Genomic DNA, 23715 nt, shown 5'->3' with positions numbered 1-23715 from the left:
GTGAAATGGGAAAGGTCATTTTGTCTGGGTATATAGACATCCCAGAAAACGAATTAAAAATTGTGACTACAGCGCTAGAGCAACATATTGAACTCACTCGTGAAGAAGTTGGGTGCATAGTCTTTGAAGTAACTCAAAGTACAGACATCCCAAATCGGTTTAATGTGTATGAAGAGTTCGTAGATAAATCAGCGTTTGAACTGCATCAAACAAGAGTTAAAGCGTCTCATTGGGGGCAGGTGACAACCAATGTAAAGCGTAATTACAGTATCGAGGAACAGAACATATAACAAACAATTTAAGAGTGATTCAGCACGCTTGGCATTTTTGGTTTGGGTCAAGTTTAGTGGTTACGGCGTCCAGTTTGAGTATTGTGGTAGCGTGCTTCACACCTTAATTGGGCGTTATGTGCTTTTGAGGAAAATTGGCATGGAAGTATTAGAAGCAAGTCCAAATTTAGCTCCAATGTTAGCGAGTTACGCAAGGGAGTGCTTGGACTCGGGTATCCTCAAGTATTCGGGGGTTGAGCAAAACCCTGAAGCCTATTTATCTGGTTTGGTTGAACGCTCGAAAGCAACTCATAATCTGCCAAAGGGGTATCTACCTAGCACAACTTATTACTGTGTATCAGACTCTGAAATCTTAGGTGCTATTCGAGTTCGTAAAGGTAGCAATCCCAACGTAGAAAATGTAATTGGTCATATTGGCTACGAGACTAGACCTTCAGTTCGTGGCAGAGGTGTTGCTTCTTATCTCCTAGCTTGGGTTCGTGACTATGCTTTAACTGATCCAGTTATTGTCACTTGTTCAATTGATAATCCAGCATCTCAAAAGGTTATCGAAAACTGTGGTGGCGAGTATCTTGGCAACTATACAGATGAAATCGAAGGCACTGTAAGGCGCTACCGTTTAGCACGCACATAACAAAGCGTTTAAGACGGATTCCCAACGCTTGGCATTTTCGGTTTGATTCAGCTTTAGTGTTTACGGCACAATGGTTTAGACAAGGTGCTCTGCGTTGCTCACCACTTAACGCGGCGTTATGTGTAATCGATGGACTACGGAGTACCAGATGGAAGTAGTAGAAGCGGAAATATCGGATCTAGATTCATTCTTTGCGTATCTTGAAAATCAGCTGTCTGAAAATGGTAATGGAGAAGTTCCTCTTTTCCAGCCAATGTCCAGAGAGCAAAGTGAAATTCCAGAAGCAACAAAAGATAAGTTTATCCAAGGCTTTTCCCATCAATTTGGCGATTTAGGTTGGAGAAAGCTTTGGGTTGTAAAAGACACCTATGGAAGTATCAAAGGTCACATTGATCTTCGCCATCACGGTGATGATAGCCGTTCTCATCGAGTTCTACTTGGTATGGGTGTAGATGTTTCCTGCCGGAAGCAAGGTATTGGTCAACGACTCATTGATGCGGTTATAAATTTCTGTCAAGAAAAAGCCGAAATTGACTGGCTTGATCTTTGTGTACTATCAGAGAATTTCCCAGCAAAGAACCTCTATCTAAAAGCAGGGTTCGATGTTGTTGGAGAGTTCAAAGATCAATATAGAATCGACGGCTTGTCAGTCTCGGAAACAGCTATGACAAAGTACGTCAAAAATTACGCATAACAAAGCATTTAAGAGTGATTCGCAACGCTCGGCAGTTTCGCTTCGCTCAAGTATAGCCAAGCGCCGCTCACACCTTAATGCGGCGTTAGCATGTAGGAGTAATATGAAGAAAATTCTCATCATTGGTAATTCTGGCTCAGGTAAGAGTTGGTTGTCGAAACAGTTATCCCGAAAGCTCCAATTGCAAGAAGTTAACTTGGACTCGATTGTATGGGAGCCAGGTGGCTATAATCAAAAACGATCCACTGGAGCAATTGAAAATGAAATTGCTAGTATAAAGTCTCAATCCAACTGGGTAGTTGAGGGAGTATTTGGTGCTTTAGTTGAACAGCTTATTTTTTCTGCTGACATGCTGTTATTTTTAGATTTGGAGTGGTCTGAATGTGAAAGTTCTCTTTATGCTCGCGGTTCTGAGAGCTCGAAGCAACTTAATGAGGAACTGGCGGAGAAGAATTTTCGTGAATTATTGAAATGGGCTTCTGAATACTCGGTTCGAGAATCCAAAAGTTCACGACAGTTTCATCAGCAATTGTTCAGTGATTTTCACGGCACTAAAGTACGTTTCACTACACGTACTCAGGTGAATGAGTTTGTAGCGGAAACAACATGCTAACAAAGCGTTTAAGGCAGATTCCCAACGCTTGGCGGTTTCAGTTCAAAGTTTGGCTTAAGTGTTTATGGCACAATAGTTTAGGTTCAGTGGTAGCGTTGCTCACTACTTAACGCGGCGTTATGGGCAACATGGGGCGTCTGGTAGAAGAGGTTTCTTTCAATGATTGGTAGTATGTTTCGTAAATTGTGTCTTTTAGCATTAGTTCTCGCTGCTCTACAGCTAGAACGTCCTTTTATCTCGCAAGACTCACTTAACCATTTTAGCGCTGTTTACGATGGCCATGAAGGTAATAAGGCTCGCTTTCGAGTTACAGCTGACAGTTTGACTCTAGGCAAAAATCTTATCGATACTCTGAGATTGAACGCTCATGGTAAAACAGTAGAAGCGTATTCAAGAAGCTCTGATGGTTTGAATTTAGGTGAACTGTATATTGGGACAATGCAAGTCGTAACTGGGAAGAATGGCTACTTAAAAGTATATGAGCTATTCGACGACTCAGGAGTGTTAGTCAGGGACAAGATAGATAAAATAGTAGTCAGTGGCTCAATATTTAACATTATAACAGTGCTATCGTATGTTCTTTGTTTACTTATCTTTGGTGTGTTCTATCGAGTGGAAAAATCACTAAACCAGCCAAAGTAGCGATAGATTGTATTTAGTGGCTCTGGTCTTAGTGTCTGTTTTCAAAAAGGAGATTCGTACAATTTCCAATATGAAAATGTTGCACATAACAAAGCATTTAAGAGTGATTCGCAACGCTTGGCGTTTTCGCTTCGCTCAAGTATAGCCAAGCGTCGCTCACACCTTAATGCGGCGTTAGGGCTCAAGAACGGTCTGGAAAATTTGTATGAATGAAGAAATGAATAACGAGCTACCAAAGCACATGAACTTTGATAGTTCGATAGATGCTTTAGAAGCAAGAGGAAGAAGAGCAAGAAGGACTATGCTAATGATCGGGACAGCATTACTTTTTGTAGTTCAAGTTCTTGTCATGTTGATCTTTTATCAGTATCAAGATCGTGATGTGTCGTTTGCTTTTTCGGGCAGATCACTTAGCGCAACATTAGAAGCTAGAGGGGCACAGTTAGCCGATAGCCTTTTAAGTCTTGAAAGAAATACAGTTTCCAATGAAGTAGCTGAAGCGAAGCTAAAAGAGACAATAACGTTAATAAATGACTTAAAGTCTAGTGAAAGTTCACCTCAAACTGCGTCATCTGGTTTTGCATCGTCACTTTCCACCATTGCATTTAGTTTTGGCGCAGTAGGGTTTGTCATATTGTTGATCCAAATAGCAGTACAATTTATGCGTTACTACGCAAGACTAGCTGAGTTATATCATGCGCAAGCCGATGCCTTACGTGCGTCTGGCGGAGACCCATTAGTAGCTTTTAAGTTTATTGAGCACTTTTCACCATCATCTATAGACATTGGGAAAGCTCCAACAAGTGTTTATGAAAAAGCTTTAGACACTATATCAACAGTCGCAAAAAAATAGAGCCCTAACAAAGCGTTTAAGACAGATTCCCAACGCATGGCATTTTTCATTCCATCGTTGGGTTTTGTGTTTACGGTGGTATGGTTAGGTTTCGTGGTGGCGTTGCTCACTACTTAACGCGGCGTTAACTGGCTCCAATATCAAATAGCATCGGTATGAATTTATTTTCCGAGGTTTCCCCAAAGTAAGGTAATCCCAAACGTCAGTTTTTCTTAAGCGTTCGGGAAACGGAGTTATACTGCGAAAAGCCGTCTAATAATATATAGCGCGCGTTATTATACGGAGTGTTTTCATTGGCTAAAGTATGAGTAAATGCCAATCCTGTCACAGTTGGATTTGAGCTGTAGTGATTTGGTAAGTTCAATTTTCGATTAGTTTTCTTTATCCTAATTGGGCTAAGTCTATCTGTATGTAGCAAAGGTTGAGTAAGGCTGAGGTTAGGTTTTAGTTCGCCAGTTAACAAAGTGTTTAAGCGGGATTCTCAACGCTTGGTGTTTTCGGTTTGAATTAGCTTTAGTGTCTACGGCACAATGGCTTAGGTAGGGTGTTTAGCGTTGTTCACCCCTTAACACGGCGTTAACTGGCTCCAATATCAAATAGCATAGGTATGAATCTATTTTTCTAGGTTTCCCCTAAGTAAGGTAATCCCAAATGTCAGTTTTTCTTTAGAGTTCGGGAAACGGAGTTATACTGCAAAAAGCCGTCTAATAATATATAGCGCACGTTATTATACTGAGGTTTTTCATTGGCTAAAGTATGAGTAAATGCTAATCCTGTCACAGTCGTATTTAAGCTGTAGCTATTTGATAAGTTCAATTTTTGATTAGTTTTCTTTATCCTAAGTAGGCTAAGCCTATCTGCTTGTATAAAGGTTTGAATTAAGCTTGAGGTTAGATTTTAGTTCGCCAGTTAACAAAGTGTTTAAGCGGGATTCTCAACGCTTGGCGTTTTCGGTTTGGATTAGATCTAGTGTTTACGGCACAATGGTTTAGGTAGGGTGGTTAGCGTTGTTCACCCCTTAACACGGCGTTAGTTGCCATACGCCGCATCAGTCCGCAGGGAATTTTTGTTTTTGGTGCAGCACTCGCATAATGCGAATTATCGAGCCCTCGACCCAATAAGATACAACCATTGAAACTTCGGGAATTATTAATAGCCTTCCCCGAATACCGTCACGTTGTACACCCATCAAAGGTTGCTCCAGTAGGTTTTCTACTTTGGCTTCAATGATATTGTCAGTTCTTTCTGCAACGTCTGGGTTAAAATCGTAGAGAAACTCAAAGATCTTTTCTCGATCATTTAGAGACTCTTCTTCCCATAAAATCATTGTTGGCCTCGACTACGAATCTTAGCTTTACGTGCTTCCATTCGTGACTTAGCTGATTCATTGTCAATAAACACAGCTTTACCAGAGTCATACTTCTCAAAAGCAAGGTTTACTTGTTCAGTAAGCCAAGCATCATGAGATAATGTCTTTCTTTGTTGTTCAGCCATTTGCTCTGTGAGTTCACGGCATGCATCGCTAAGAGTACGACCTTGGCTCTCTGCCATTTGTTGAGCTAAGCGTTTTGTTTCGTCATCAACGCGAAACTGGATTCTAGTGTCCATGTGCTAGTCCTTAGAAAGTGGTGTGCACACAAATGTTAGCACTAGCACTGGAGATGGGCAACTAACAAAGCGTTTAAGGCAGATTCCCAACGCATGGCGTTTTTCATTCTATTGTTGGGTTTTGTGTTTACGGTGGTATGGCTAGGTTTCGTAGTGGCGTTGCTCACTACTTAACGCGGCGTTAGGGTTAAATAAGGAAAGACATGGCTAGTTTTGTATGGGGCAGAAGTCCTCAAGAAGCCTACAGAAATCCATACGAATGGGATGCAAATAGACAGTTTGCTAAAGAAGCTGAACTTTTGCTTCATGGATTTTTTGAAACACTTATGCATAAAAATATGTGCTTTGGAAGAAATGAAAATAGCTTTGAGAAAGCTGAAAGGATGCTGTTAACTGATTCGAGTGATGCCTTGATAGAAGCGTTAGGAAACCTTGATAACAAAAAGCACAGGATAACAGCTAGGCTATTTAGAGATGTTGTAGAAAACCTCGATCTACTAACTTATTTCCGAGCCGATACAAGTAAATCTAGAAAGTCATTGGAAAAGTGGTATCAGGGCGAATTTATCCCTCACAGAGTTTCACGAGAATATTTGAAAGAAACAGACGGTGAAAAAGCCCGTAAAGAGCGTTCTAGGTATTATCAAGAGTTGTCCGCATTTACACACCGCACCTTTAAGGCTCTTGGGGATAGTTATGCACTGGGAAGAGGAGAGATGCTTGTTTATGTTACAAGTACTCAATCAAGAATAATGGTTTTACCACATACACTATCTGCTTATTACTGTGTATTGGCTGATTTGATTCTTCAACTGTCAGCGTCATTAAGTAAGAGCAACCTTATCACTTCAAAGCAGTTAACTGAGTATTGGGCTGAAGTTTTAAAAGACGATAGTGTGCCGAGACGGTTCGTGCAGATTTAACCCTAACAATCAATTTAAGAGGGATTCACAACGCTTGGCATTTTTGCTTCTACTTCAAATTTAGTGGCTATGACACAATGCTTTAGGTTTGGGTGGAGGCGTTGTTCACCCCTTAATTGGGCGTTAAGTAAATAAAAATTATGAGGAAAAAAATGAATAGAAAAAAAGAATCCTTGGCTATAGAAAAAATATATAGTGAAATGAGCGAATTCCTAGTTATTGGGTTAACTGGTAGAACAGGTTCTGGTTGCTCTACTGCTGCAGCGATACTATCTGCGGATAAGTTAGATTTGCCAGATCCTGGTCAATCTCATTATATTGGTAATGAACAGCGTAAATATAGAATTGTTAAAAAATACATTGAAAAAAATAGAACCCCTTTTAAATGGCTTCAAGTAAGAACTGTAATTACAAGCTACATATTAAGGTTGAGCTATCAAGAGTTCTGTCTGTTGTTGTCAGATGTTCTTAAGATTGAACTATATTTGATATCACATAAACTTTCTGACTTTAAAGGAATATATGACTATTCTCACAATAGAATAAAAACTTTTTATAATATGTCTGAGGATGACATGTTATCATTAAGTAAAAAAAAGAAAGAAGGATATGATGTTTTCTTTAACTGGCTGCCCGAGTTTTCAAACGAATTAAAACTTGCTATTTCTGATATCATGCCAGGATGTTATACCAAATTGTACCAAACTGTTGGTGATAATATTCGAGCCTCAGGCTCTGCTAATAAGAAAGAATTTGACCAAGATAAATTGTTTTCATTTCCAGCCCTAATAAATATGATAATAAAGGCGGCTAGATATGTAAGTAAACAGAACAATGAACCTTGTCATATCGTCATCGACGCAATACGTAATCCATACGAAGCTGTATACCTTAGAGACCGATATTCAGGTTTCTATTTGATGTCTGTAAATACAAACAATAACAACAGACTAAAACACTTAATGGAAAGTCATAAGTTTACTTCATCTCAGATACAAGAGTTGGATGATAAAGAGTATCCCAAAAAACTTAGTGGTTATAATAAGTATGTCTCTCAAAACATTCAGAAATGTATTGAGCTGGCAGATATACATATTAACAATCCTAGAGAAAACCAATATGGTCATAGTGAACTTAGAGCTCAGCTCGCTTGGTATGTTGCCTTAATGCTTCACCCCGGACTTGTAATGCCCACTTCAACAGAAAGTTGTATGCAAATTGCTTACAGTGTTAAGCAAAACTCTGGTTGTATATCAAGGCAAGTTGGCGCAGTTGTTACTGACTCAAAGTATTCTGTTAAAGCTGTTGGTTGGAATAATACTCCACAGGGACAAGTTCCTTGTTTACTTAGAAGTGCAGATGATTTGATTAATGGATTTGATGAAGCTGCATACAGTTTTTATGAAAAAAATGATGAAGAGTTTCGTAATGTTCTCCATGAGAAGTTTAACTTTGTCAGAAGACAAAATTATTTGGATGGACGTAATCTATCGTTTTGTTTTAAAGATGTTCAGAATCAAGTAGAGCAGAAGAAAAATCAAGTACACACAAGATCCCTTCATGCAGAAGAAAATGCGTTTTTACAAATTTCGAAGCATGGTGGTCAAGCTGTTAAAGGGGGTATTCTCTTTACATCTGCTAGCCCATGTGAACTGTGTGCTAAAAAGGCTTATCAACTTGGTATGTCCAAGATTGTGTACATAGATCCATATCCGGGTATTGCAACTCCACATATTCTAGATAACGGAGAGTTTAAACCTTCATTAGAATTATTTAGAGGTGCAATTGGTAGAGCATTTTATCAGCTATATCAACCAATAATGCCATATAAAGATGAGTTAGAAGTTCTCTTAGATATCAGAGGTGGAATAGATAAAAAAGAAAGGGCTCTGCGTTCGTTAAGATCAGAAAGAGAAATGTTGCGCTCAGAAAATACCGAATTAAGAGCAGAAATAGAAAGGTTACAAAAACTTGTATCTGGCTCCGTGAGTTAATTTACTTAACAAAAACATCAAGGTGACGCATTATACTCGGCGGTTTTGGCATGGAGTTCAGCGCGCTTTGTTAGTTTAGTGAAGCGCACCTTATGTTCGGCGTTAGGTTTGTTGGTAAGTTCATGGAAATAATAAGATTTCAATCTCATCATTTAAATGCTGTAGAGAAGCTGTATCTAGAATCGCGACTAGCGACTTTTACATGGTTGGATACAGTTGAATTCGACCTGTCAGATTTTTAGCGGGATACAAAGGGTGAAAGTATTTGGATGGCAATTGAATCAAACAAAGTCGTCGGTTTTGTCTCAATTTGGGCGCCTGAAAGCTTCATTCATCATCTGTTTGTTAGTCCTCGTAAGCTACGTGGTGGTGTTGGATTAAAACTGCTAGACCTTTCCAAAAAACGGTATCCAAGGCTAAGCCTCAAGTGCCTTAGTCAAAATAGCAATGCCACTGAGTTCTATTTATCTCAGGGTTTTACCATTGCCGAAACGATAGGCAATGGTGCGGAAAGCTATCATCTAATGAAGTGGAAATCACAAACCTAACAAGCAATTTAAGAGTGATTCGCAACGCTTGGCATTTTGCTATGCGTTGCGTTTAGTGTTTAAGGTGGTATGCGGTGGCGTTGGTATTGCGTTGCTTACACCTTAACAGGGCGTTATGTTTTAACGGAATTTCAATGGTTTAAATGCCTTTGAGTCGTTCTTTGCCCCTTTGGTTATTCGTTGGGAGTAGACTCAGCAAATCACTATTATCGCCTAGTTCTCAAACCACTTAGCCCGTAAAATATGCCAAGGTTCGCGGGTTGCTTCATTCAAGTTTTCGGGTGGTTTGGGCGTCTTGTTTCTCTGGCTCAAAGTCGCTTTGGGCATATTTCCCAATTAGCTAATAACCTTGGCAGTTGAGTCGGCAAATCGCCATTGTTCTGCGCTGCTTTTGCTAAGAAAGGGCGCTTGTTGAAAGCGTATTGAGTTGCCTCATTAGCAGGGGAGTGGACTTACTCGTTTTTAGTTTTGGCGCGTCTGCCGGTCAAGTAAGTTCGAGTTTGTGATTTGGTTCAGAAAACTAGGTCTGCATCTCAGTTCTTTACCAAGTAAATCAACGAATTGTGCTAAAATATAACAAAGCATTTAAGACGGATTCTCAACACTTGGCAATTTCAGCCTGGGTCGGCTTTGGTGCTAAATGTGGTAAGGTTTAAGGCAGGGTGGTTGCGTTGTTCACCACTTAATGCGTCGTTAGCCCAAATCTATAATTTCAGCAATTTAAGGAGAATTATATGGTAAAAAAAAGACGATGCAGTAAGATTTTATGAAAATATGCGTTCACACTATGCTACATACTACAATAACAAAGAAATAGCTGCTTGGGCTGGTTTAGTTCTATATGTATTGTTTTGCTCATTGATTATTGGTTCTTCACTACCAACAGAGCACGAGGGAATTACTGCTGCGCTACTATTTATTGCCGTGCTTGGAGTAACATATACAGTTTTTGTATACATTCGCAACCAGCTAACCATGAGAGACATTGGTGGAGCTACTTGTTCGGCAGCTTTGCTCATTCAAACTGAAATATTGTTAAGTGATCAAACTGATTTTTCAGAGTACATAATAGTGGTCGAGAGTTCTGATTGCAAAGCTCAGTCAAGCCATGCTCTTCCAAGTTTTCTTATACAAAAAAGAGATTTAATAGATGCGAAGGGGAGGGGGTTTCAGGACGCTAGTAGGCTCTCAATATATAGCCTAATGGCGGTTTCGATTTTTTCTGTAATATTGCTTAAGTATGTTTCCCTTTTAGGCTAACAAACAGTTCATGAGGGATTCACAACGCGCGGCATTTTTACTATGCATTGTTTTTAGTGTTTAAGGCGGTATGTAGCGGCTTCGGTATTGCGTTGTTCACCCCTTAACTGGACGTTAGGTTTCAGAGTCCCGCACGTTTAGTAGACACTTTATTAAGTTAGATCTAGGGTCTAATTGAGAGGTGATCTATGGCTAAACATCGTAATCCAGCGTACACCGAAGAGTTCCGTAAAGAAGCAGTGCGTCTGGCCAGTCTTCCCGGCCGAACAGCCGTCTCCGTTGCCAAGGAGTTGGGCATCAGTGCCCAGCAAATCCGGAACTGGAAGCGCCAGTTCACACGTCTATCTGATAAACAGTTTAATACCTTAGACGGTGTCGACTACTCGAAGAAAGAGTCCGAAGAGCTTCGAGCACTTAGGCGCGAGAACAAGCGACTCAAAGATGAAATGGAATTTCTAAAAAAGGTCTCGGCGTACTTCGCGAAGCAGCAAGAGTGAAGTACGAGTTCATTGAAAGTTATGTAGGTGAGTATTCTATTAGTTTAATGTGTCGCACCTTAGAAGTGAGTCGAGGTGGTTATTATAAGTGGTGCCGTCATACGCCGAGTGAGCGGACAAAGCGGAGAGAGCGCTTTGAACAGCTCGTTATGTGTACCTACGTCCAATATCGAGCACGTTACGGTTCAGTGCGAATAGCCGAAGAGCTAAACGAAGCAGGCAATGCCTGCTGTGGGAATTATGTGGCTGATATCATGAAAGAAAAAGGTATCAGGGCACGTAATGGTAAGGGGTTTAAATACAGCAAGGATGTGGCTGCGATGACGAATGTTGCTGACAATTTACTGCGTAGAGACTTTGAGTCTCAGACGCCAAATCAGAAGTGGGTTACAGACATTACGTATATCTGGGTGAATAGCCGTTGGCTCTTCTTGGCGACAGTGATGGACTTGCATTCAAGGCGTATCGTAGGTTGGTCTCTAGGGACAACGATGACGGTCGAGCTCATCACCAATGCGCTAAAAATGGCGTTTGAGTCACGTAAGCCGCCTAAGGGCGTCATTATCCATTCGGACCGTTGTGTACAATACAGAGCGTATAAATATCAGGATTTCATGCGCAAGCATGGAGGTGTACCGAGCATGAGCCGACAGGGCAACTGTTGGGACAATGCGGTGATGGAGTCGTTCTACAGTCGACTGAAAGTGGAACTGATATACGCAGAAGACTACAAAACTATCGAAGAAGCCCGAATGGGTATCTTTGAATACATAGAGGTATTTTACAATCGAAAAAGAAGACACTCAGCGTTGGGGCATGTCAGCCCTGTTGAGTATGAAAGTATGTAGTTATGTACTGTCTACTTTTTGTGGGGTGCACCAATGAAGTCGTAAAAATTATCTAAACACGTTGTTTTCTATTTCTTAGGCCACCTGTTTTTTTGTCGGTAATTCCAGTTTGTCGGCTTAAATTCTTGAATCCTTCAACCCGTAAAACATGCCAATTTTTAAGGGTTACCTCAATGGCCTTTCGTGAAGGCTCGTTGAAATTTCGGTGGGCTTAAAGTGTGGCAAGGCCAAGTTTATCGCTACATCGTAGTTGCTGAGCTTCCAGTAAGTTGAGTTTCCCATGCACGAAAGTTTCCCTTGTTGCTGAAAGTCACCATTCAATACTTGTTGAGACGGGGGTTGTAACATTTATGACAATGTAATTTCTTGAACTACTAATGGTTTTGTAGTTTTGGTTAGTCTCATGGCCTCATATTTGGGCGATTTCGTGGTAACTTGGTTCTATTGGGCAATGTTCACTTAGTATCAAGTTTGAAGTGCGACATGCGTATGAATATACTCCTGTGGTGTTCGATACCCAAGTCTTTTGCGTGGGCGTTTATTTAATTTGTCGGCAATTTGATTGCATAACTTCAGTGTCACGTGTGACATGGAAGTTCGCTTTGGCAAATACTGTCTTATCAACCTATTAGTATTTTCATTGGAGCATCGCTCCCATGAATGATATGGATTTGCAACGTAAAACAAACAGTTATGATGTTTTTCGAGTTGTGCGTAGCCATGAAGTTCAGTGCGGTTATCGTCTTAAAGGGTAAGTCTGAGCGGGTCATTATTTTGCTCATTCTTATGTTGAGCGACTTACTTGTTCTATCGTCCATTTGCCCAATAAAAGTGTAGCCAGTCATTCTGTCGACTAAAGTCACGATGCAGTGCTTGGTTCCGTGGCCAACGACGGTGTCAATTTCCCAGTGATCAGGCTCTTTTCGGTGCTCGGCTTTTGCAGATCTTTCGGTAATATGACGCTTTTCTGCCAGTCGACCTCAGCTATCTTTTGAGTTGTACCTTTTGCGCCTTTTCTTGGTGGATTAGCGCAGGTGTTTCCATAGTGTTCCACCGAGAATTTTGTCGTTCCAAACGTGCTGATAAATGAGCTCGTGGCTCATGGTAGGATAGCCTCTTACTTTTAGGTAATCGACAATTTGGTCAGGGCTCCAGTCCAGTCTCAGTAAGGCTTCATAGAGCTTGAATTCGAGCTCATCATAGCGTTTATTTCTACATGAACGTAGCCATTTGCTGAGCCCTCCAATCTTGATACGAGTAGCTTTTAAAGTGCCTATTGTATCGAGAATTGCGTTCAATTTCTCGATAGATAGTGGCTTTGTGACGCGCCAGTTATTTAGCGATTTTATCGGTACCAATCCCTTGCTTTCTGAGCGCAGAAATCATATATCTTTCGTTCTCAGTGTGGTGCGTGTATTTCATGTTTTTTACTTCTATTATCGTATCTTGGTGTTTTTATGTTTATAGGTGTCGCACTTCGTACTTGAATCCAAGTTGCTTAACAGGTAATAAGGCGTTATATGAATGAGTCTTGGCGAGACTGCTAAACCTAATACTCAATACTATTGTTGTTGCATATTTGATACGATGCGTGTCACTTAAATAGTGTGGTTTTTTACTACAATTGCTACCTTATTCAGTAACACTAAGGTCCCTCATGAAATATGTTTTTATCGCAATGTTACTCGTGTTTATAGCACAAAGTACTAACGCAGATCCTGTTCAGTATTTTGGCGAATTAGAAGTATCTCATAGTGGTGGTACTGACAAATGTGGGTGTCATTACAACAAGAAAACAGGGGAGTATCATTGTCATACCAGAAAGCAACGCGGTGGTAGTTGCCCACCTTAGTTACATCAGACAGTTGCGCTAGATATTAATTATACAGCCATCTGATAATTCATATAATAAAGCGTTTAAGTCGGATTCGCGACGCGCCCTAATTTTGCTAGTAAAGTCAAAATTGTTTTTTTGGGGTGATTTTCTGACGTGCCATAGTTAGCGCTATCCAGTACCTTAACACGATGTTATCCATCAACAGTTAAATTACTCTATTAATCTACTATTCTCTATAAATCAAAGAAGCGATAATATTAGGTTCAGGGCTCAATTATCATAGAGAATTTATGATGAATATAGTGAAAGTAGACGACAGCAATACCCACGTTTACGCTAATCTTTATCAAGGTTATGCGGCTGAATTTTCGAGAATAATTGATGATAAACTAGATGAGAGTGGTTTGTTTGAGATCTATCCTCAGTTGAAAGGTAGTGTTACTGGTTACCTACTATACATAGACGGTAAACCCGCTGCTTTAACCGCGATAGATGAGAAGTCTGCGAAAGCTTATGAGATTTGTGATTTTTATGTATTACCTTGTTTTCGCAAAAACAAAGTAGGTAAGCGATTTATATCCAGCTTGTTTGAACTGCTTGGTGGTTCTTGGGAAATAAAACAAGTTGCAGGCGCAGATCATGCCATCAAATTTTGGCGAGAAGTGGTACGCGACTATACCTCAGGCGACTATGTTGAAGACGTGTATGAAGACTATAAGTGGGGCACGGTCACAAGGCAGTGCTTTTCACATAGTAAAAATGCGTAACATAAAGCTATGAGCAGGCAAAGCCGCGAAGGTTAGCGAAGAATGGATGATCGTATAAGTGCTGACTTTTCACCATCAACCTAATGGTGGGTTGCTAGGTGCAACGGTGCCTTATGCTGCCGCTAGATTTTTCTTCGCCTTTTTTCAACAACTTGCGAATGCAATGGCTTACTCATTACAAGTCCTATAAACTTATTTCTGTTGAAATGAGCAAAATTAGGAACAGATCCTAGCTGCATTGTTCTCTTTTTAGCTGCCGCTTTTCGCTGTAGTTTTAGGCTTACTGGAGCTAAAAGAGTAAACACAATGAAAATTGAACATGTAGCAATCTGGACAAAGCGTTTAGAACTTTTGAAAGAATTCTATATTAAGTATTTTGATGCGAAACCAAGCGAGAAGTATCACAATCCCAATAAAGGATTTTCATCGTATTTTTTGTCATTTGACAGTGGTGCACGATTAGAGCTGATGGAGATGGAGGGTGTTCCTGAGTCAAAAGATGATCGATATGACCAATTTACAGGGATTATTCATATTGCATTTTCTTTGGGATCGGAGAGTGCAGTCGATGAGTTCACCAAGCGTTTGGTTGAAGATGACTTTGAAAAACTGGATGGCCCAAGATATACAGGCGATGGCTATTACGAAAGTTGTATTCTCGACCCAGACGGTAACCGTTTAGAGTTAACTGTATAATCTACATACTCGGTCTAAAACTAGACATATGACAATGGGTCTTTTCTAGTTGGCATAGAGCAGATTTAATGGCAAAAAGGCAACTCAATGAGTTGCCTTTGTCGTTTCAGTTTGTTTAGCACTATGCTCGTGCAAGCTTGTATTTTTGCTTCATTCGCAGAGCAACGTTGACTAATGCAATGAGCACTGGCACTTCGATCAGTGGGCCAATTACGCCGGCAAAGGCTTGATCCGAGTTAAGGCCAAATACTGCGATAGAAACTGCAATTGCTAGCTCAAAGTTATTACCCGTCGCAGTGAAGGCGATTGATGCGTTCTTATTGTATTCGATGCCCATTTTCTTACCAACGAAGAAACTGATAAAGAACATCAATACAAAGTAAATCACCAGCGGAATAGCAACGCGCACAACATCCATAGGTAGCTGAAGAATCATCTCTCCCTTTAGGCTAAACATCAGTACGATGGTGCCTAGCAAAGCAATCAGGGTAATGGGTGAAATCTTAGGAATAAACACCTCGTTGTACCACTGCTCACCTTTTGCTGCCACAAGCCATTTACGGCTTAGGAAACCGGCTAAGAATGGGATACCTAGGTAAATCAGCACACTTTCAGCAATATCTAGCATAGAGATGTCTACGGCAAAGCCTTGGTAACCAAACATTGGCGGTAGAACCGTGATAAATAGCCATGCCATAAAGCTGTATGTCACAATTTGGAATGCGCTATTAATAGCGACCAATGCCGCGCCGTACTCTTTGTTGCCGCCGCCGATGTCATTCCACACTAAAACCATAGCAATACAACGTGCGAGGCCAATTAGGATGATACCCACCATATAACCTGGCTTATCGGCAAGGAAGGTCAGCGCAAGAACAAACATAAGGATAGGGCCAACAATCCAGTTCATAAACAGTGAAAGTTTAATCGCTTTTTTGTCTTTACGTACTTTTCCTAGCAAGCTGTAGTCAACTTTTGCCAGTGGCGGGTACATCATCAAAATAAGGCCAATCGCTAATGGAATATTAGTGCTGCCCACACTCATGGATTCGTTCCACTCAGCTACTTGAGGGAAAAGTGCGCCAATCGCCACACCAATCGCCATAGCAGCGAAGATCCAGACGGTTAAGTAACGATCTAAAAAGCTCATTTTAGGAGCAGTCAGTGTCGCATTTGCTGAATTACTCATTGATAGTATCTCATTCGTTTATCGTCGAAAGACGATTTAAAAGTGTAGTCTAAACCTAACGGTTAAGCCTAGTTATATTACTTGAATAAAGCATTGAACAATTGGCGGAACTGTTCAGTTTGGTCGCGATTAAGCTGATAACACATCTTTGGCGGCTGCGCTTCGGCGGTAATGAAGCCCGCTTGTTTTAGAATACGCAAATGCTCAGAGACAGTAGATTGTGCAAGGCCTAGTTGGCTAACTAAATCATTGTTCAGGCAACCTCCGAGCTCATCCAGTGTATGGAGGATTTTCAAAATCCTTACACGAGCTGGGTGCGATAGTGCTTTTGCTTGTAACGCAAAGGACTTTTCATCGGCTAAGGCTTGTTCACTTGCCTCAAGTGCAGATTGGTTAGCTAATTCACATTGATTCATAATGAATGATAGTTAATCGTCGAATGGCGATTAGTGTATGCCCATCTAAGATAAGCGTCAAATATAAATTGAAAAGGCAATGAAAAAACTAAGTCTCGGTTTATTTTAGACAAACAAATCATTACTTTATAAAATGAATCATTACTTTAAGTTATTAATATTATTAATTATATAGGGCGTTCAATATGATAAGACGCATGTACTTGTTGTTGGTGTTGATTATGGTTGGCTGTAGCCATCCAGACAGTGCAGCATTTAGTCAGCCGCAACATGATTGGTATGAAGGGAAACTCACAAATGGGCTGCAATATCATGTATACCCTATGAAAGATGAGTCAGTGTCGGTACGAATGGTGTTTCATGTCGGCTCGTTTCAAGAAAACTCGAATCAACAAGGCTATGCGCACTTTTTAGAGCACATGGCATTTAATGGCAGTAAACATTTTTCTTCTAATGATGTGATTAAAATGTTTGAAAAGAGCGGAGCATCTTTTGGTGCTGATTTAAACGCCTACACCAGTTACCACGAAACCGTCTATCAGATAGATTTGCCAAATAAAAAGCAATTGAACAACGCTCTAGTTTGGATGCGTGATATTGGTGATGGTCTAAACCTTGATGCTTTCGAAGTCGAGAAGGAAAAAGGTGTTGTTCAGGGAGAGATTCGTCGCTCACGTCCAGAAAATAAAAACCTAGCGGATAAAGTGTACCTAAGAATGATCAGTAAAACGCCATTTGAACAGCATGACGTTTTAGGTAGCTCTGACTCTGTCGCAGCGATTACTGCAGAGCGTTTACGCGAGTTTTATCAAACTTGGTATCAGCCCCAATATGTGCAGATCGTAGTAGCGGGTGATGTCACTGAAGCAGAAGTGAAAAAGCTGGTTGAGCAAAAATTTGGAGATTGGCAGCCAACCCAAAGAGCACCTCGTCCGCAAAAGCTACACCATGAACTTGCGCTGAATAATTGGGTGGACACCATTGGTGAGATGGACTCCCCAAGTTACAGCTTAATCAGTGATCGCCGCAGTGCATTAGTGACCAATCAAGAGCAGCGCATTGACACTTGGCGTGATGATATTGCTTTGCAGCTAATTGGGCTGCGCTTAATGAGCGCTTTTGATGATGCGGCTCAGCCAGTGCAAGAAATTGCGGCCGCGCCTTACTATATCCATCAGCGACGCTACAACTTGTTCACGGTATCTTTCGCTGAATCTGATCGTGAAGCTGCACAAGCGTTATTAGTTGATACGCTAGCGTCTTTGCGTGACCACGGCGTGAGCCAGTGGGAGCTTGATTCAGTATTGGTCGATTATCAGCACAATTATGACAACCTGGATGCCAACTGGAATAAACGAGACGCCGTCGATCATGCGAGTGATATGGCTAACTCATTAACCAGTGATGAGCCAGTGCGCAGCCGAGAAAAGATTCGCGCCAGTTTGAAAAAGCTGTTAGCAAAAATCGATGTTGATCAAATCAACCAACAAATCGAAGACATATTAAGCGATGAGATGAGCACCATCATAGGTCGAGCACCTTCTGAGTCGCAGGCTAAGCTTACAGCGTCGATAGCGCCAATGTTAAACCGTTTTGAACAGCAGGGTGCAAAGCCTTTGGCACTGACGGTAAGTGACTCTGGTCTATCTGAGCCTTCTCAGCCAGGTACAATCATCTCTCAGCAAGAGAAGTTTGGTATGTCAGTTTGGCTATTGTCGAATGGCGTAGAGGTTTGGTTTGAGCGAGACACCACAGTAGGTGACCAAGTCTTCATGGCTTATGTCAGCTTAACAGGCAAAGAGATGTTGGATCCTGAACTTCTTCCTGCTGCTTCAATGCTGCTACCTGTTGCTTTTAAAAGTGGTGTAGGTGAGCTCAATGGTTCCGCGCTCGATATGCATTTGCGTCGCAATGGGATTAGTGTTGCTCCCTTTATCGGCGTAACGGATACGAGTTTTGAAATCATGACCTCAAAAGAGTCGGTCGCTGAGTCGCTTAAATTCTTGTACAGCGTGAGTGAGTCGATCAATGTCGATGAGCGTCATGTTGAGATGACCAAACAAGAAATACATCAAGACCGAGCGCGCTACTTCAACTCTCCATTTGGGCGGTTGAATAAAGCAACGAATCAGAACATGTATCAGCGTGATAGCGCGTTTTCTGAGTTATCAGATCCAGACATCGCTTTAGTTACGGCAGCGCAAATCAAGCAGGCACATAAAGCCATCATGCAAACCCAGATGAACCAAAAACTAGTGATTGTCGGTGATTTACAGCCTGCGCAGCTAACAACCGTGTTACGTCAGTATATTGCGTCAATTCCACTAGAGGGTGTCGAAAGCCATTCTCCTGATGTGAAATATAAGTCGGAGTTTAAACCACGTATCGATTTGGCGATTCACAATGAGAAAAGCACTGTCTATCAATTAAGAACGGTGAACCGCCATGTCGATCATCGTGGCGCGAAAACCGTGTTTATGGATGACATCATTCAGCGCATGTTGAACCAGCAACTGACCGCCTATGTACGTGAAGATTTGGGGCTAGATTACGCGCCAGAAGCGATTTGTAATAGCACGGATGGCATCGATAGCTCTGAGTGGGTGATTGAAGCGCAAGTCGCGCCGGACGATTCAGCGAAAATCGAACAAGCGATAGACAAAGTCGTGAGAAACTTCGCGTCTTCAGTGACCAAAGAGCAAGTTGCTTCAACGGGTAAACAGTTGGCGACTGATTTGTATCCACTGAAAGACCATGCAAAAGATCGTGTTTGGTTTTACGCGCGATACTTAGTGCATGATTACGGAGTCGATGCGCTAATGAATATCGATAGAACCGTGGCCAGCGTCAGCTTGCAAGATGTTCGCACCCGAGCTGAACTCTACTTCGGCGATAAGGCAGAGCGATTTAAGGTGTCGCTGTCACCAAAAGCAGAGTAACGATAGTCATCGTGTTAAGACAAAAGCGCCTCGTTTAAACGAGGCGTTTTTATTAGGAGTGAGAGAACAAGTTATGCTCGCTGAAATGTTTAATTTGCTTTGGCACGTATGAGCTGTAAATCATGCTGGTGTGCGTGCTTGGGATTTGAATATGATCCGTCATCCCTTCGATTTTCGTCTCTTCAACGGTGACGGTTCCATCCGACATAATGGAGTTATCCATCATCAGAAGTGCTCTTGCACCAAGGGGAAGAGTGCCCGCAATACTGCCTAGCTTTTGCTCAAACTCCCAGACGTCGTCATGCATATTGAGGCCATGCTCAGGAGAGTTGCCTAAGATGGCGTCCATACCTAAATCACGAATACGATTAACAATCGAAGCGCCTTTGATAGGGGAGCCGATGGTCACCACATGACTGATTTGTTGCAGAGAAGGACGGCGTGAAGTGAGGTATTTCTTAATGATAAGCCCACCTAAACTGTGGCCGACTAAAATATTGGTTTGAGAATCTGACAAGGCATTATCGATACGGGCGAAAACTTTCTCTTGTTCTATCGCCACAGTGTTGTAGGTGATTACTTGAGTATCAAAACCGAACTTTCTTAATTTATGGCTTAATGGCTGCATGACGAGGCCATGCATATAGAGCCCATGCAGGATGACGATTTTCATTTACAACAACTCTCAGATAAACACGCTTGAATAAATCATGCCAGAACAGGCAGTAAAAAACGTTGTTCAATAACGCAAATTTAAGGTTGAGTGGCTTGAGAATACTTAGTGATTTCATCACTCCAGTTTAAATCTTGGCTGAGGTCAGTGATGCCAGAAACCATTTCGCCATCTACTGCATTGTAAAGAATGAAAGGCGCTTGGCTAAGGTCACCTTCAAGGCTGTAAAAGTGGCAGTAAGAGTGGTATCTGAATCTTTGATGTATGAACACTTTAAAGCCGTTTTGTTTGGCGATTAGTAAGTCGTCATAACTCACGCGATTGGCGTTTTCACCGCCTTGTTGCGGGTTGGTGCTGCTAAACCTTGGGTGATCGTCGTAATGGCTAGAGTTAACCATGGTAGCAAAGGTCGCAAAACAGTTATTGGGGTTATTGATGTTGCGTGAGTTCTTTCTTGCGGGGTAGCAAGTGCCAGAGAAATTAGACTTGATGCCTTCAATGTCAAAGGGATTAGAGTTGTCGTGCTTACCAGATTCCGCATCGCCACCACGCGCGTAACAGGTAGCTTGGTAAATGTTTACAGAGGTTGCAAAGTTTTCAAACAGTGTAGCGACTTTCGCGGTTTCAGCTTCTTGGCTGTAGTTTAAAAAGCGCGGCACAGCGACCACCGCAATAACGCCTAGTATTACGATGACTACTATTAATTCTATTAAGGTAAAGCCTTGCTTCGGAACATGTTTCATACCGCTATCTCTAGAATGATCCTTAGCCTCATAGTAACGATAATTTTACGGGAATGTAAACGGTAATGATGAAAACAATGGATTCAACAGCACAGAACGGCGAAATATAAAGGAGAAAATTGGTGTTGATATCCGATGGGGTAGCTAGTGTGGTAGGGCACATAAGCGGATCTTGTCGGATTAAATGGACATCAACACCAAGAGTTATGAGGGGATAAGGGCGGAGCCACGCCAACGAGGGAGTAGCGCAGCTCCTGAGTCGTATTACTTCATTAGTGCGTCAGTAAACTGGTAACCGTAAATGACAACAAGGCCAATGATACCGGTCATCACAAGGTAGTAGAACGTTGGTATAACAGTCTTTCTTAGTGTTGCGCCTTCACGGCCCAATAGACCAACAGTAGCCGATGCCGCAACCACGTTGTGGATGGCAACCATATTACCTGCCGCTGCACCAACAGCCTGCAATGCAACAACAATCACACTTGAAATAGATAAGGTTTGCGCGACTTCAAATTGGAACTGGCTGAACATCATGTTCGATACCGTGTTTGAACCTGCAATGAATGCCCCTAGTGCGCCGACGGTTGCACTCAATGATGGGAATGCACTACCTACTAGGCCAGCAGCGAAGTTCGCAGTGGTGACTGGCATGCTAGCAAGATCGGCAGCGTTAACCCCTGAGTTAATAAAGATACGTACCATAGGGATGGTAAACAGCAGTACAAAACCTGCGCCAATGAGCGTTTTGCTTGATTCAGCGAACGCGGTACCTAAAGGTTTAATGCTTTTTGCTTGCAGCAGCACAGCAACTAAGGCAACAAAGACTAAGATACCACCCGGTAGGTATAGCGGTTGAATGGCAGTGCTAATACCCACTTCACCTAAGATGTTACTAAACGATAAGCTAACGCTCTTCAGTAGACCTTTGAATTCTGCACTCACGCGGCTCGCAACCAATACCACTGCCAGCAGTACATATGGTGCCCATGCTAGCGCAAGGCTCATTGGTTTATCTTTGGTCTCATTGAGTTCAATTTTCAGTGAGCCTAGCCACTCTGCTGGCCATTTGTCTTCCGCTTCAAAATCCCATTGGCTCTTAGGCACTAAGAAGCCTTTTTTCGCAGCAGTAACAACAATCGTCAGCCCCACCAGACCACCAATCAGTGATGGGAACTCTGCACCCAAGAACACGCCTGTAAGCGCATACGGTACAGTGAAAGAGACACCAGCAAAAAGGGCGAATGGCAGAATATCTAAGCCTTCACTCCAGCTTTTGTTCTTGCCGAAGAAGCGCGTAAGCATCATCGCCATAAGAACTGGAATGAGCGTACCTACTGTTGCGTGGATTAACGCCACACTTGATGTGATTTGCTGTAGGTAAACTTCCCAGCTAGAGCCATTAGCCAGTAATTGCTCGCCAATCATATGAGTATCTAGGCCTTTGTTCACACCAACGATAATCGGTGTGCCTACCGCGCCAAATGATACTGGTGTTGACTGAATCATCATGCCCATAAGAACCGCGGCTAAAGCCGGAAAGCCAATCGCGACGAGCAGTGGCGCAGCGATGGCGGCAGGCGTACCAAAACCGGATGCACCTTCAATGAATGAGCCAAAACACCAAGCAATGATGATCGCTTGCACGCGGCGGTCTGCGGAAATATCTGTGAAGCCGTTTCTAATCGTAGTAATGGCACCCGTGTGTTTGAGAGTGTTAAGTAAAAAGATAGCGCCAAACACAATCCATAAGACGGAAAGGGTAATGCCTAAACCTTGGAATACTGACGCCACTACGCGAGTGACAGACATATCCCAAAATAGTAGGGCAATAACAACGGTTAAACCAAAAGCAATCGGCATCGCTTTCTTCGCTGGCCAGTTAAGACCAACCAGTAAGATAGCTGCGACCACGATGGGTGAGAATGCAACTAAGGCAAGTAGGGTTTCATTCATGGAACTTCCTCGTTCAGGCTGAATAGGGTTAGAGCTGACTTATATTTTTATTGGAGTAATTGTGATTTATCTGTTAATTCGATGTGAATCTTACGCTTTATTTTTTGTTTATATAGGGAGATAATGAAAATGATTGATTCCTAAAATGGCATAATGAAATGCGTGCAGATGATTTAATCCTCTTCTCTCAGGTGTTTGAGTTAGGCAGTTTTAGTAAGGTGGCTGAGCAAAATAACCTTACAAATTCGGTAGTTAGCAAAAGAATCGCCCGCTTAGAAGAACAAGCAGGTGTGCAATTACTGTATCGAACCACACGTAAATTAACCTTAACCGAGGCCGGACGGGCGTTGTTACAAGGTGCAAAAAGTGTGAAGCAGGCCACTCAAGAGGCTATGGACTCAGTTTCAGGCTTTGGTGAGAAAGTCACCGGACACATCAAAATGTCGGTGCCAACCATCTCTGGTGACCTTGTGCTTGCTCATGCTGTGGCGGAGTTTTGCTCACTTCATCCGGGGTTAACCATCGATATGTCACTGGATAATCGCTTTGTTGATTTGGTTGATGGCGGATACGATCTGGTTATTCGCACTGGGTATTTAGAAGACTCCAGCTTGATAGCACGGCATATATTAGATTCACAATGGGTGGTGTGTGCTTCTCCAGAGTATGTGAAGCGCTATGGCCGGCCGTTAAAGCCCGATGATTTAACTCAGCACAACTGCCTGCAATACGCTTACCAAACCACAGGCGCCAGTGATTGGGAATTTAAAGGGCCTAAGAAGAACTACATAGTGCGTGTTAGTGGCTCGTTCTCCACTGACAACGCCACGGCGCTGCGTAAAGCCGCACTGGGCGGGTTTGGTATTGCGTATATGCCTCGCTGCTTGGTTTACGAAGATATTAACGCGGGATCGCTGGTTGATTTGTTTCCAGAGCAAGTGGGTAAGCGCTTAGGGATTTATGCGGTTTATCCTTTTACCCGTCAGCCGCCTAAAAAAGTCAAAATGCTGATAGAGCATATTAAAACGCGTTATTTAGAAATCGCACACTGCTTTTAATCTAGTTTGCTATCTACTTTATGAAAAGAAAAACGCC

The 23715-nt window shown here is 42.1% G+C and carries 23 protein-coding genes and 2 pseudogenes; 17 read left to right on the top strand and 8 right to left on the bottom strand.

All coding sequences use genetic code 11. The features are described from left to right. Positions 1–5: 5 nt before the first annotated feature. The 6 genes from MU515_RS10425 to MU515_RS10395 all read left to right on the top strand — a co-directional run bounded on the left by MU515_RS10425 (position 6) and on the right by MU515_RS10395 (position 3726). Positions 6–290, top strand: a complete 285-nt coding sequence (locus tag MU515_RS10425) for a putative quinol monooxygenase (RefSeq protein WP_260260354.1) — start codon at positions 6–8, stop codon at positions 288–290. Positions 291–429: 139 nt separating this feature from the next. Then, positions 430–924 carry a GNAT family N-acetyltransferase gene (locus tag MU515_RS10415; RefSeq protein ID WP_260260353.1) on the top strand — a complete coding sequence of 165 codons (495 nt, stop codon included), beginning with the start codon at positions 430–432 and terminating at the stop codon, positions 922–924. 148 nt (positions 925–1072) lie between these two features. Continuing rightward, positions 1073–1618 carry a GNAT family N-acetyltransferase gene (locus MU515_RS10410; protein WP_260260352.1) on the top strand — a complete coding sequence of 182 codons (546 nt, stop codon included), beginning with the start codon at positions 1073–1075 and terminating at the stop codon, positions 1616–1618. 103 nt (positions 1619–1721) lie between these two features. Then, a complete protein-coding gene (locus tag MU515_RS10405; protein WP_349775437.1) occupies positions 1722–2231 on the top strand; it encodes a P-loop NTPase family protein in 510 nt (169 codons plus the stop codon). A 159-nt stretch (positions 2232–2390) separates the two neighbouring features. Further along, positions 2391–2873, top strand: coding sequence for a hypothetical protein (locus tag MU515_RS10400; RefSeq protein WP_279257164.1), 483 nt, complete (start codon positions 2391–2393; stop codon positions 2871–2873). Positions 2874–3078: 205 nt separating this feature from the next. Next, the gene (locus MU515_RS10395; protein ID WP_260260350.1) at positions 3079–3726 is read left to right on the top strand and encodes a hypothetical protein; all 648 of its coding nucleotides are present in this window, start codon (positions 3079–3081) and stop codon (positions 3724–3726) included. 1048 nt (positions 3727–4774) lie between these two features. Here the strand turns inward: MU515_RS10395 and MU515_RS10390 are convergent. Beyond that, complete coding sequence (locus MU515_RS10390) at positions 4775–5053, bottom strand: type II toxin-antitoxin system RelE/ParE family toxin (protein ID WP_260260349.1); 279 nt, start codon at positions 5051–5053, stop codon at positions 4775–4777. Continuing rightward, on the bottom strand, positions 5050–5334 hold the full coding sequence (locus tag MU515_RS10385; RefSeq protein WP_260260348.1) for a type II toxin-antitoxin system RelB/DinJ family antitoxin: 285 nt from the start codon (positions 5332–5334) through the stop codon (positions 5050–5052). Before MU515_RS10385 ends, MU515_RS10390 begins: the two co-directional genes overlap by 4 nt. 203 nt (positions 5335–5537) lie before the next feature. Here MU515_RS10385 and MU515_RS10380 point away from each other — a divergent pair, with 203 nt between their 5' ends. From MU515_RS10380 to MU515_RS10345, 6 genes and pseudogenes are all read left to right on the top strand, one after another. Then, positions 5538–6257 (top strand): hypothetical protein, encoded by a 720-nt coding sequence (locus MU515_RS10380; RefSeq protein WP_260260347.1) that lies wholly within the window; start codon positions 5538–5540, stop codon positions 6255–6257. A gap of 152 nt (positions 6258–6409) precedes the next feature. After that, on the top strand, positions 6410–8251 hold the full coding sequence (locus MU515_RS10375; RefSeq protein ID WP_260260346.1) for a deoxycytidylate deaminase: 1842 nt from the start codon (positions 6410–6412) through the stop codon (positions 8249–8251). A gap of 122 nt (positions 8252–8373) precedes the next feature. After that, positions 8374–8799, top strand: a pseudogene (locus MU515_RS10370) (GNAT family N-acetyltransferase). Positions 8800–9573: 774 nt separating this feature from the next. Beyond that, positions 9574–10059 carry a hypothetical protein gene (locus tag MU515_RS10360; protein WP_260260345.1) on the top strand — a complete coding sequence of 162 codons (486 nt, stop codon included), beginning with the start codon at positions 9574–9576 and terminating at the stop codon, positions 10057–10059. A gap of 188 nt (positions 10060–10247) precedes the next feature. Beyond that, positions 10248–10556, top strand: a complete 309-nt coding sequence (locus MU515_RS10350; protein WP_004413754.1) for a transposase — start codon at positions 10248–10250, stop codon at positions 10554–10556. Then, on the top strand, positions 10553–11404 hold the full coding sequence (locus MU515_RS10345; RefSeq protein WP_260260344.1) for an IS3 family transposase: 852 nt from the start codon (positions 10553–10555) through the stop codon (positions 11402–11404). Before MU515_RS10350 ends, MU515_RS10345 begins: the two co-directional genes overlap by 4 nt. Positions 11405–11869: 465 nt before the next feature. On the opposite strand, the pseudogene MU515_RS10340 reads toward MU515_RS10345, so the two are convergent. Beyond that, positions 11870–12826: pseudogene (locus MU515_RS10340) on the bottom strand (IS30 family transposase). Positions 12827–13061: 235 nt separating this feature from the next. Here MU515_RS10340 and MU515_RS20050 point away from each other — a divergent pair. The 3 genes from MU515_RS20050 to MU515_RS10330 all read left to right on the top strand — a co-directional run bounded on the left by MU515_RS20050 (position 13062) and on the right by MU515_RS10330 (position 14704). Next, on the top strand, positions 13062–13256 hold the full coding sequence (locus tag MU515_RS20050; protein WP_349775436.1) for a YHYH domain-containing protein: 195 nt from the start codon (positions 13062–13064) through the stop codon (positions 13254–13256). Positions 13257–13534: 278 nt separating this feature from the next. After that, positions 13535–14008, top strand: coding sequence for a GNAT family N-acetyltransferase (locus MU515_RS10335; RefSeq protein WP_260260369.1), 474 nt, complete (start codon positions 13535–13537; stop codon positions 14006–14008). Between the two features lie 306 nt (positions 14009–14314). Next, positions 14315–14704 carry a VOC family protein gene (locus MU515_RS10330; RefSeq protein ID WP_260260342.1) on the top strand — a complete coding sequence of 130 codons (390 nt, stop codon included), beginning with the start codon at positions 14315–14317 and terminating at the stop codon, positions 14702–14704. A 121-nt stretch (positions 14705–14825) separates the two neighbouring features. Here MU515_RS10330 and arsB read toward each other — a convergent pair whose 3' ends face one another. Further along, the gene (gene arsB / locus MU515_RS10325) at positions 14826–15893 is read right to left on the bottom strand and encodes an ACR3 family arsenite efflux transporter (protein WP_260260341.1); all 1068 of its coding nucleotides are present in this window, start codon (positions 15891–15893) and stop codon (positions 14826–14828) included. 77 nt (positions 15894–15970) lie between these two features. Continuing rightward, positions 15971–16312 (bottom strand): ArsR/SmtB family transcription factor, encoded by a 342-nt coding sequence (locus tag MU515_RS10320; protein ID WP_432816140.1) that lies wholly within the window; start codon positions 16310–16312, stop codon positions 15971–15973. A gap of 182 nt (positions 16313–16494) precedes the next feature. On the opposite strand from MU515_RS10320, the gene MU515_RS10315 reads away from it, so the two are divergent. After that, the gene (locus MU515_RS10315) at positions 16495–19248 is read left to right on the top strand and encodes a M16 family metallopeptidase (RefSeq protein WP_260260339.1); all 2754 of its coding nucleotides are present in this window, start codon (positions 16495–16497) and stop codon (positions 19246–19248) included. Positions 19249–19300: 52 nt separating this feature from the next. Here the strand turns inward: MU515_RS10315 and MU515_RS10310 are convergent, their stop codons facing one another. The 3 genes from MU515_RS10310 to MU515_RS10300 all read right to left on the bottom strand — a co-directional run bounded on the left by MU515_RS10310 (position 19301) and on the right by MU515_RS10300 (position 22620). Next, complete coding sequence (locus MU515_RS10310; RefSeq protein ID WP_260260338.1) at positions 19301–19921, bottom strand: lipase family alpha/beta hydrolase; 621 nt, start codon at positions 19919–19921, stop codon at positions 19301–19303. Between the two features lie 80 nt (positions 19922–20001). Further along, entirely contained in the window at positions 20002–20664 is a 663-nt protein-coding gene (locus MU515_RS10305; RefSeq protein WP_279257161.1) for a prepilin-type N-terminal cleavage/methylation domain-containing protein, read from the bottom strand. Positions 20665–20928: 264 nt separating this feature from the next. Beyond that, entirely contained in the window at positions 20929–22620 is a 1692-nt protein-coding gene (locus MU515_RS10300; RefSeq protein WP_260260337.1) for an L-lactate permease, read from the bottom strand. Between the two features lie 158 nt (positions 22621–22778). On the opposite strand from MU515_RS10300, the gene MU515_RS10295 reads away from it, so the two are divergent. After that, a complete protein-coding gene (locus MU515_RS10295) occupies positions 22779–23678 on the top strand; it encodes a LysR family transcriptional regulator (RefSeq protein ID WP_260260336.1) in 900 nt (299 codons plus the stop codon). The last annotated feature ends 37 nt before the right edge of the window (positions 23679–23715 follow it).

The organism is Vibrio intestinalis (genome assembly GCF_025195085.2).
GTDB lineage: Bacteria > Pseudomonadota > Gammaproteobacteria > Enterobacterales > Vibrionaceae > Vibrio > Vibrio intestinalis.
The sequence above is the reverse complement of the archived record's forward strand: the minus strand, read 5'-3'. Positions and strand labels throughout refer to the sequence as shown.

Excerpts from the sequence above, each read along its gene's own strand:
- MU515_RS10425 (WP_260260354.1), top strand. The coding sequence starts at position 6 with ATGGGAAAGGTCATTTTGTCTGGGTATATAGACATCCCAGAAAACGAA.
- MU515_RS10415 (WP_260260353.1), top strand. The coding sequence starts at position 430 with ATGGAAGTATTAGAAGCAAGTCCAAATTTAGCTCCAATGTTAGCGAGT.
- MU515_RS10410 (WP_260260352.1), top strand. The coding sequence starts at position 1,073 with ATGGAAGTAGTAGAAGCGGAAATATCGGATCTAGATTCATTCTTTGCG.
- MU515_RS10405 (WP_349775437.1), top strand. The coding sequence starts at position 1,722 with ATGAAGAAAATTCTCATCATTGGTAATTCTGGCTCAGGTAAGAGTTGG.
- MU515_RS10400 (WP_279257164.1), top strand. The coding sequence starts at position 2,391 with ATGATTGGTAGTATGTTTCGTAAATTGTGTCTTTTAGCATTAGTTCTC.
- MU515_RS10395 (WP_260260350.1), top strand. The coding sequence starts at position 3,079 with ATGAATGAAGAAATGAATAACGAGCTACCAAAGCACATGAACTTTGAT.
- MU515_RS10390 (WP_260260349.1), bottom strand. The coding sequence starts at position 5,053 with ATGATTTTATGGGAAGAAGAGTCTCTAAATGATCGAGAAAAGATCTTT.
- MU515_RS10385 (WP_260260348.1), bottom strand. The coding sequence starts at position 5,334 with ATGGACACTAGAATCCAGTTTCGCGTTGATGACGAAACAAAACGCTTA.
- MU515_RS10380 (WP_260260347.1), top strand. The coding sequence starts at position 5,538 with ATGGCTAGTTTTGTATGGGGCAGAAGTCCTCAAGAAGCCTACAGAAAT.
- MU515_RS10375 (WP_260260346.1), top strand. The coding sequence starts at position 6,410 with ATGAATAGAAAAAAAGAATCCTTGGCTATAGAAAAAATATATAGTGAA.
- MU515_RS10360 (WP_260260345.1), top strand. The coding sequence starts at position 9,574 with ATGCGTTCACACTATGCTACATACTACAATAACAAAGAAATAGCTGCT.
- MU515_RS10350 (WP_004413754.1), top strand. The coding sequence starts at position 10,248 with ATGGCTAAACATCGTAATCCAGCGTACACCGAAGAGTTCCGTAAAGAA.
- MU515_RS20050 (WP_349775436.1), top strand. The coding sequence starts at position 13,062 with ATGAAATATGTTTTTATCGCAATGTTACTCGTGTTTATAGCACAAAGT.
- MU515_RS10335 (WP_260260369.1), top strand. The coding sequence starts at position 13,535 with ATGAATATAGTGAAAGTAGACGACAGCAATACCCACGTTTACGCTAAT.
- MU515_RS10330 (WP_260260342.1), top strand. The coding sequence starts at position 14,315 with ATGAAAATTGAACATGTAGCAATCTGGACAAAGCGTTTAGAACTTTTG.
- arsB (WP_260260341.1), bottom strand. The coding sequence starts at position 15,893 with ATGAGTAATTCAGCAAATGCGACACTGACTGCTCCTAAAATGAGCTTT.
- MU515_RS10315 (WP_260260339.1), top strand. The coding sequence starts at position 16,495 with ATGATAAGACGCATGTACTTGTTGTTGGTGTTGATTATGGTTGGCTGT.
- MU515_RS10310 (WP_260260338.1), bottom strand. The coding sequence starts at position 19,921 with ATGAAAATCGTCATCCTGCATGGGCTCTATATGCATGGCCTCGTCATG.
- MU515_RS10305 (WP_279257161.1), bottom strand. The coding sequence starts at position 20,664 with ATGAAACATGTTCCGAAGCAAGGCTTTACCTTAATAGAATTAATAGTA.
- MU515_RS10300 (WP_260260337.1), bottom strand. The coding sequence starts at position 22,620 with ATGAATGAAACCCTACTTGCCTTAGTTGCATTCTCACCCATCGTGGTC.
- MU515_RS10295 (WP_260260336.1), top strand. The coding sequence starts at position 22,779 with ATGCGTGCAGATGATTTAATCCTCTTCTCTCAGGTGTTTGAGTTAGGC.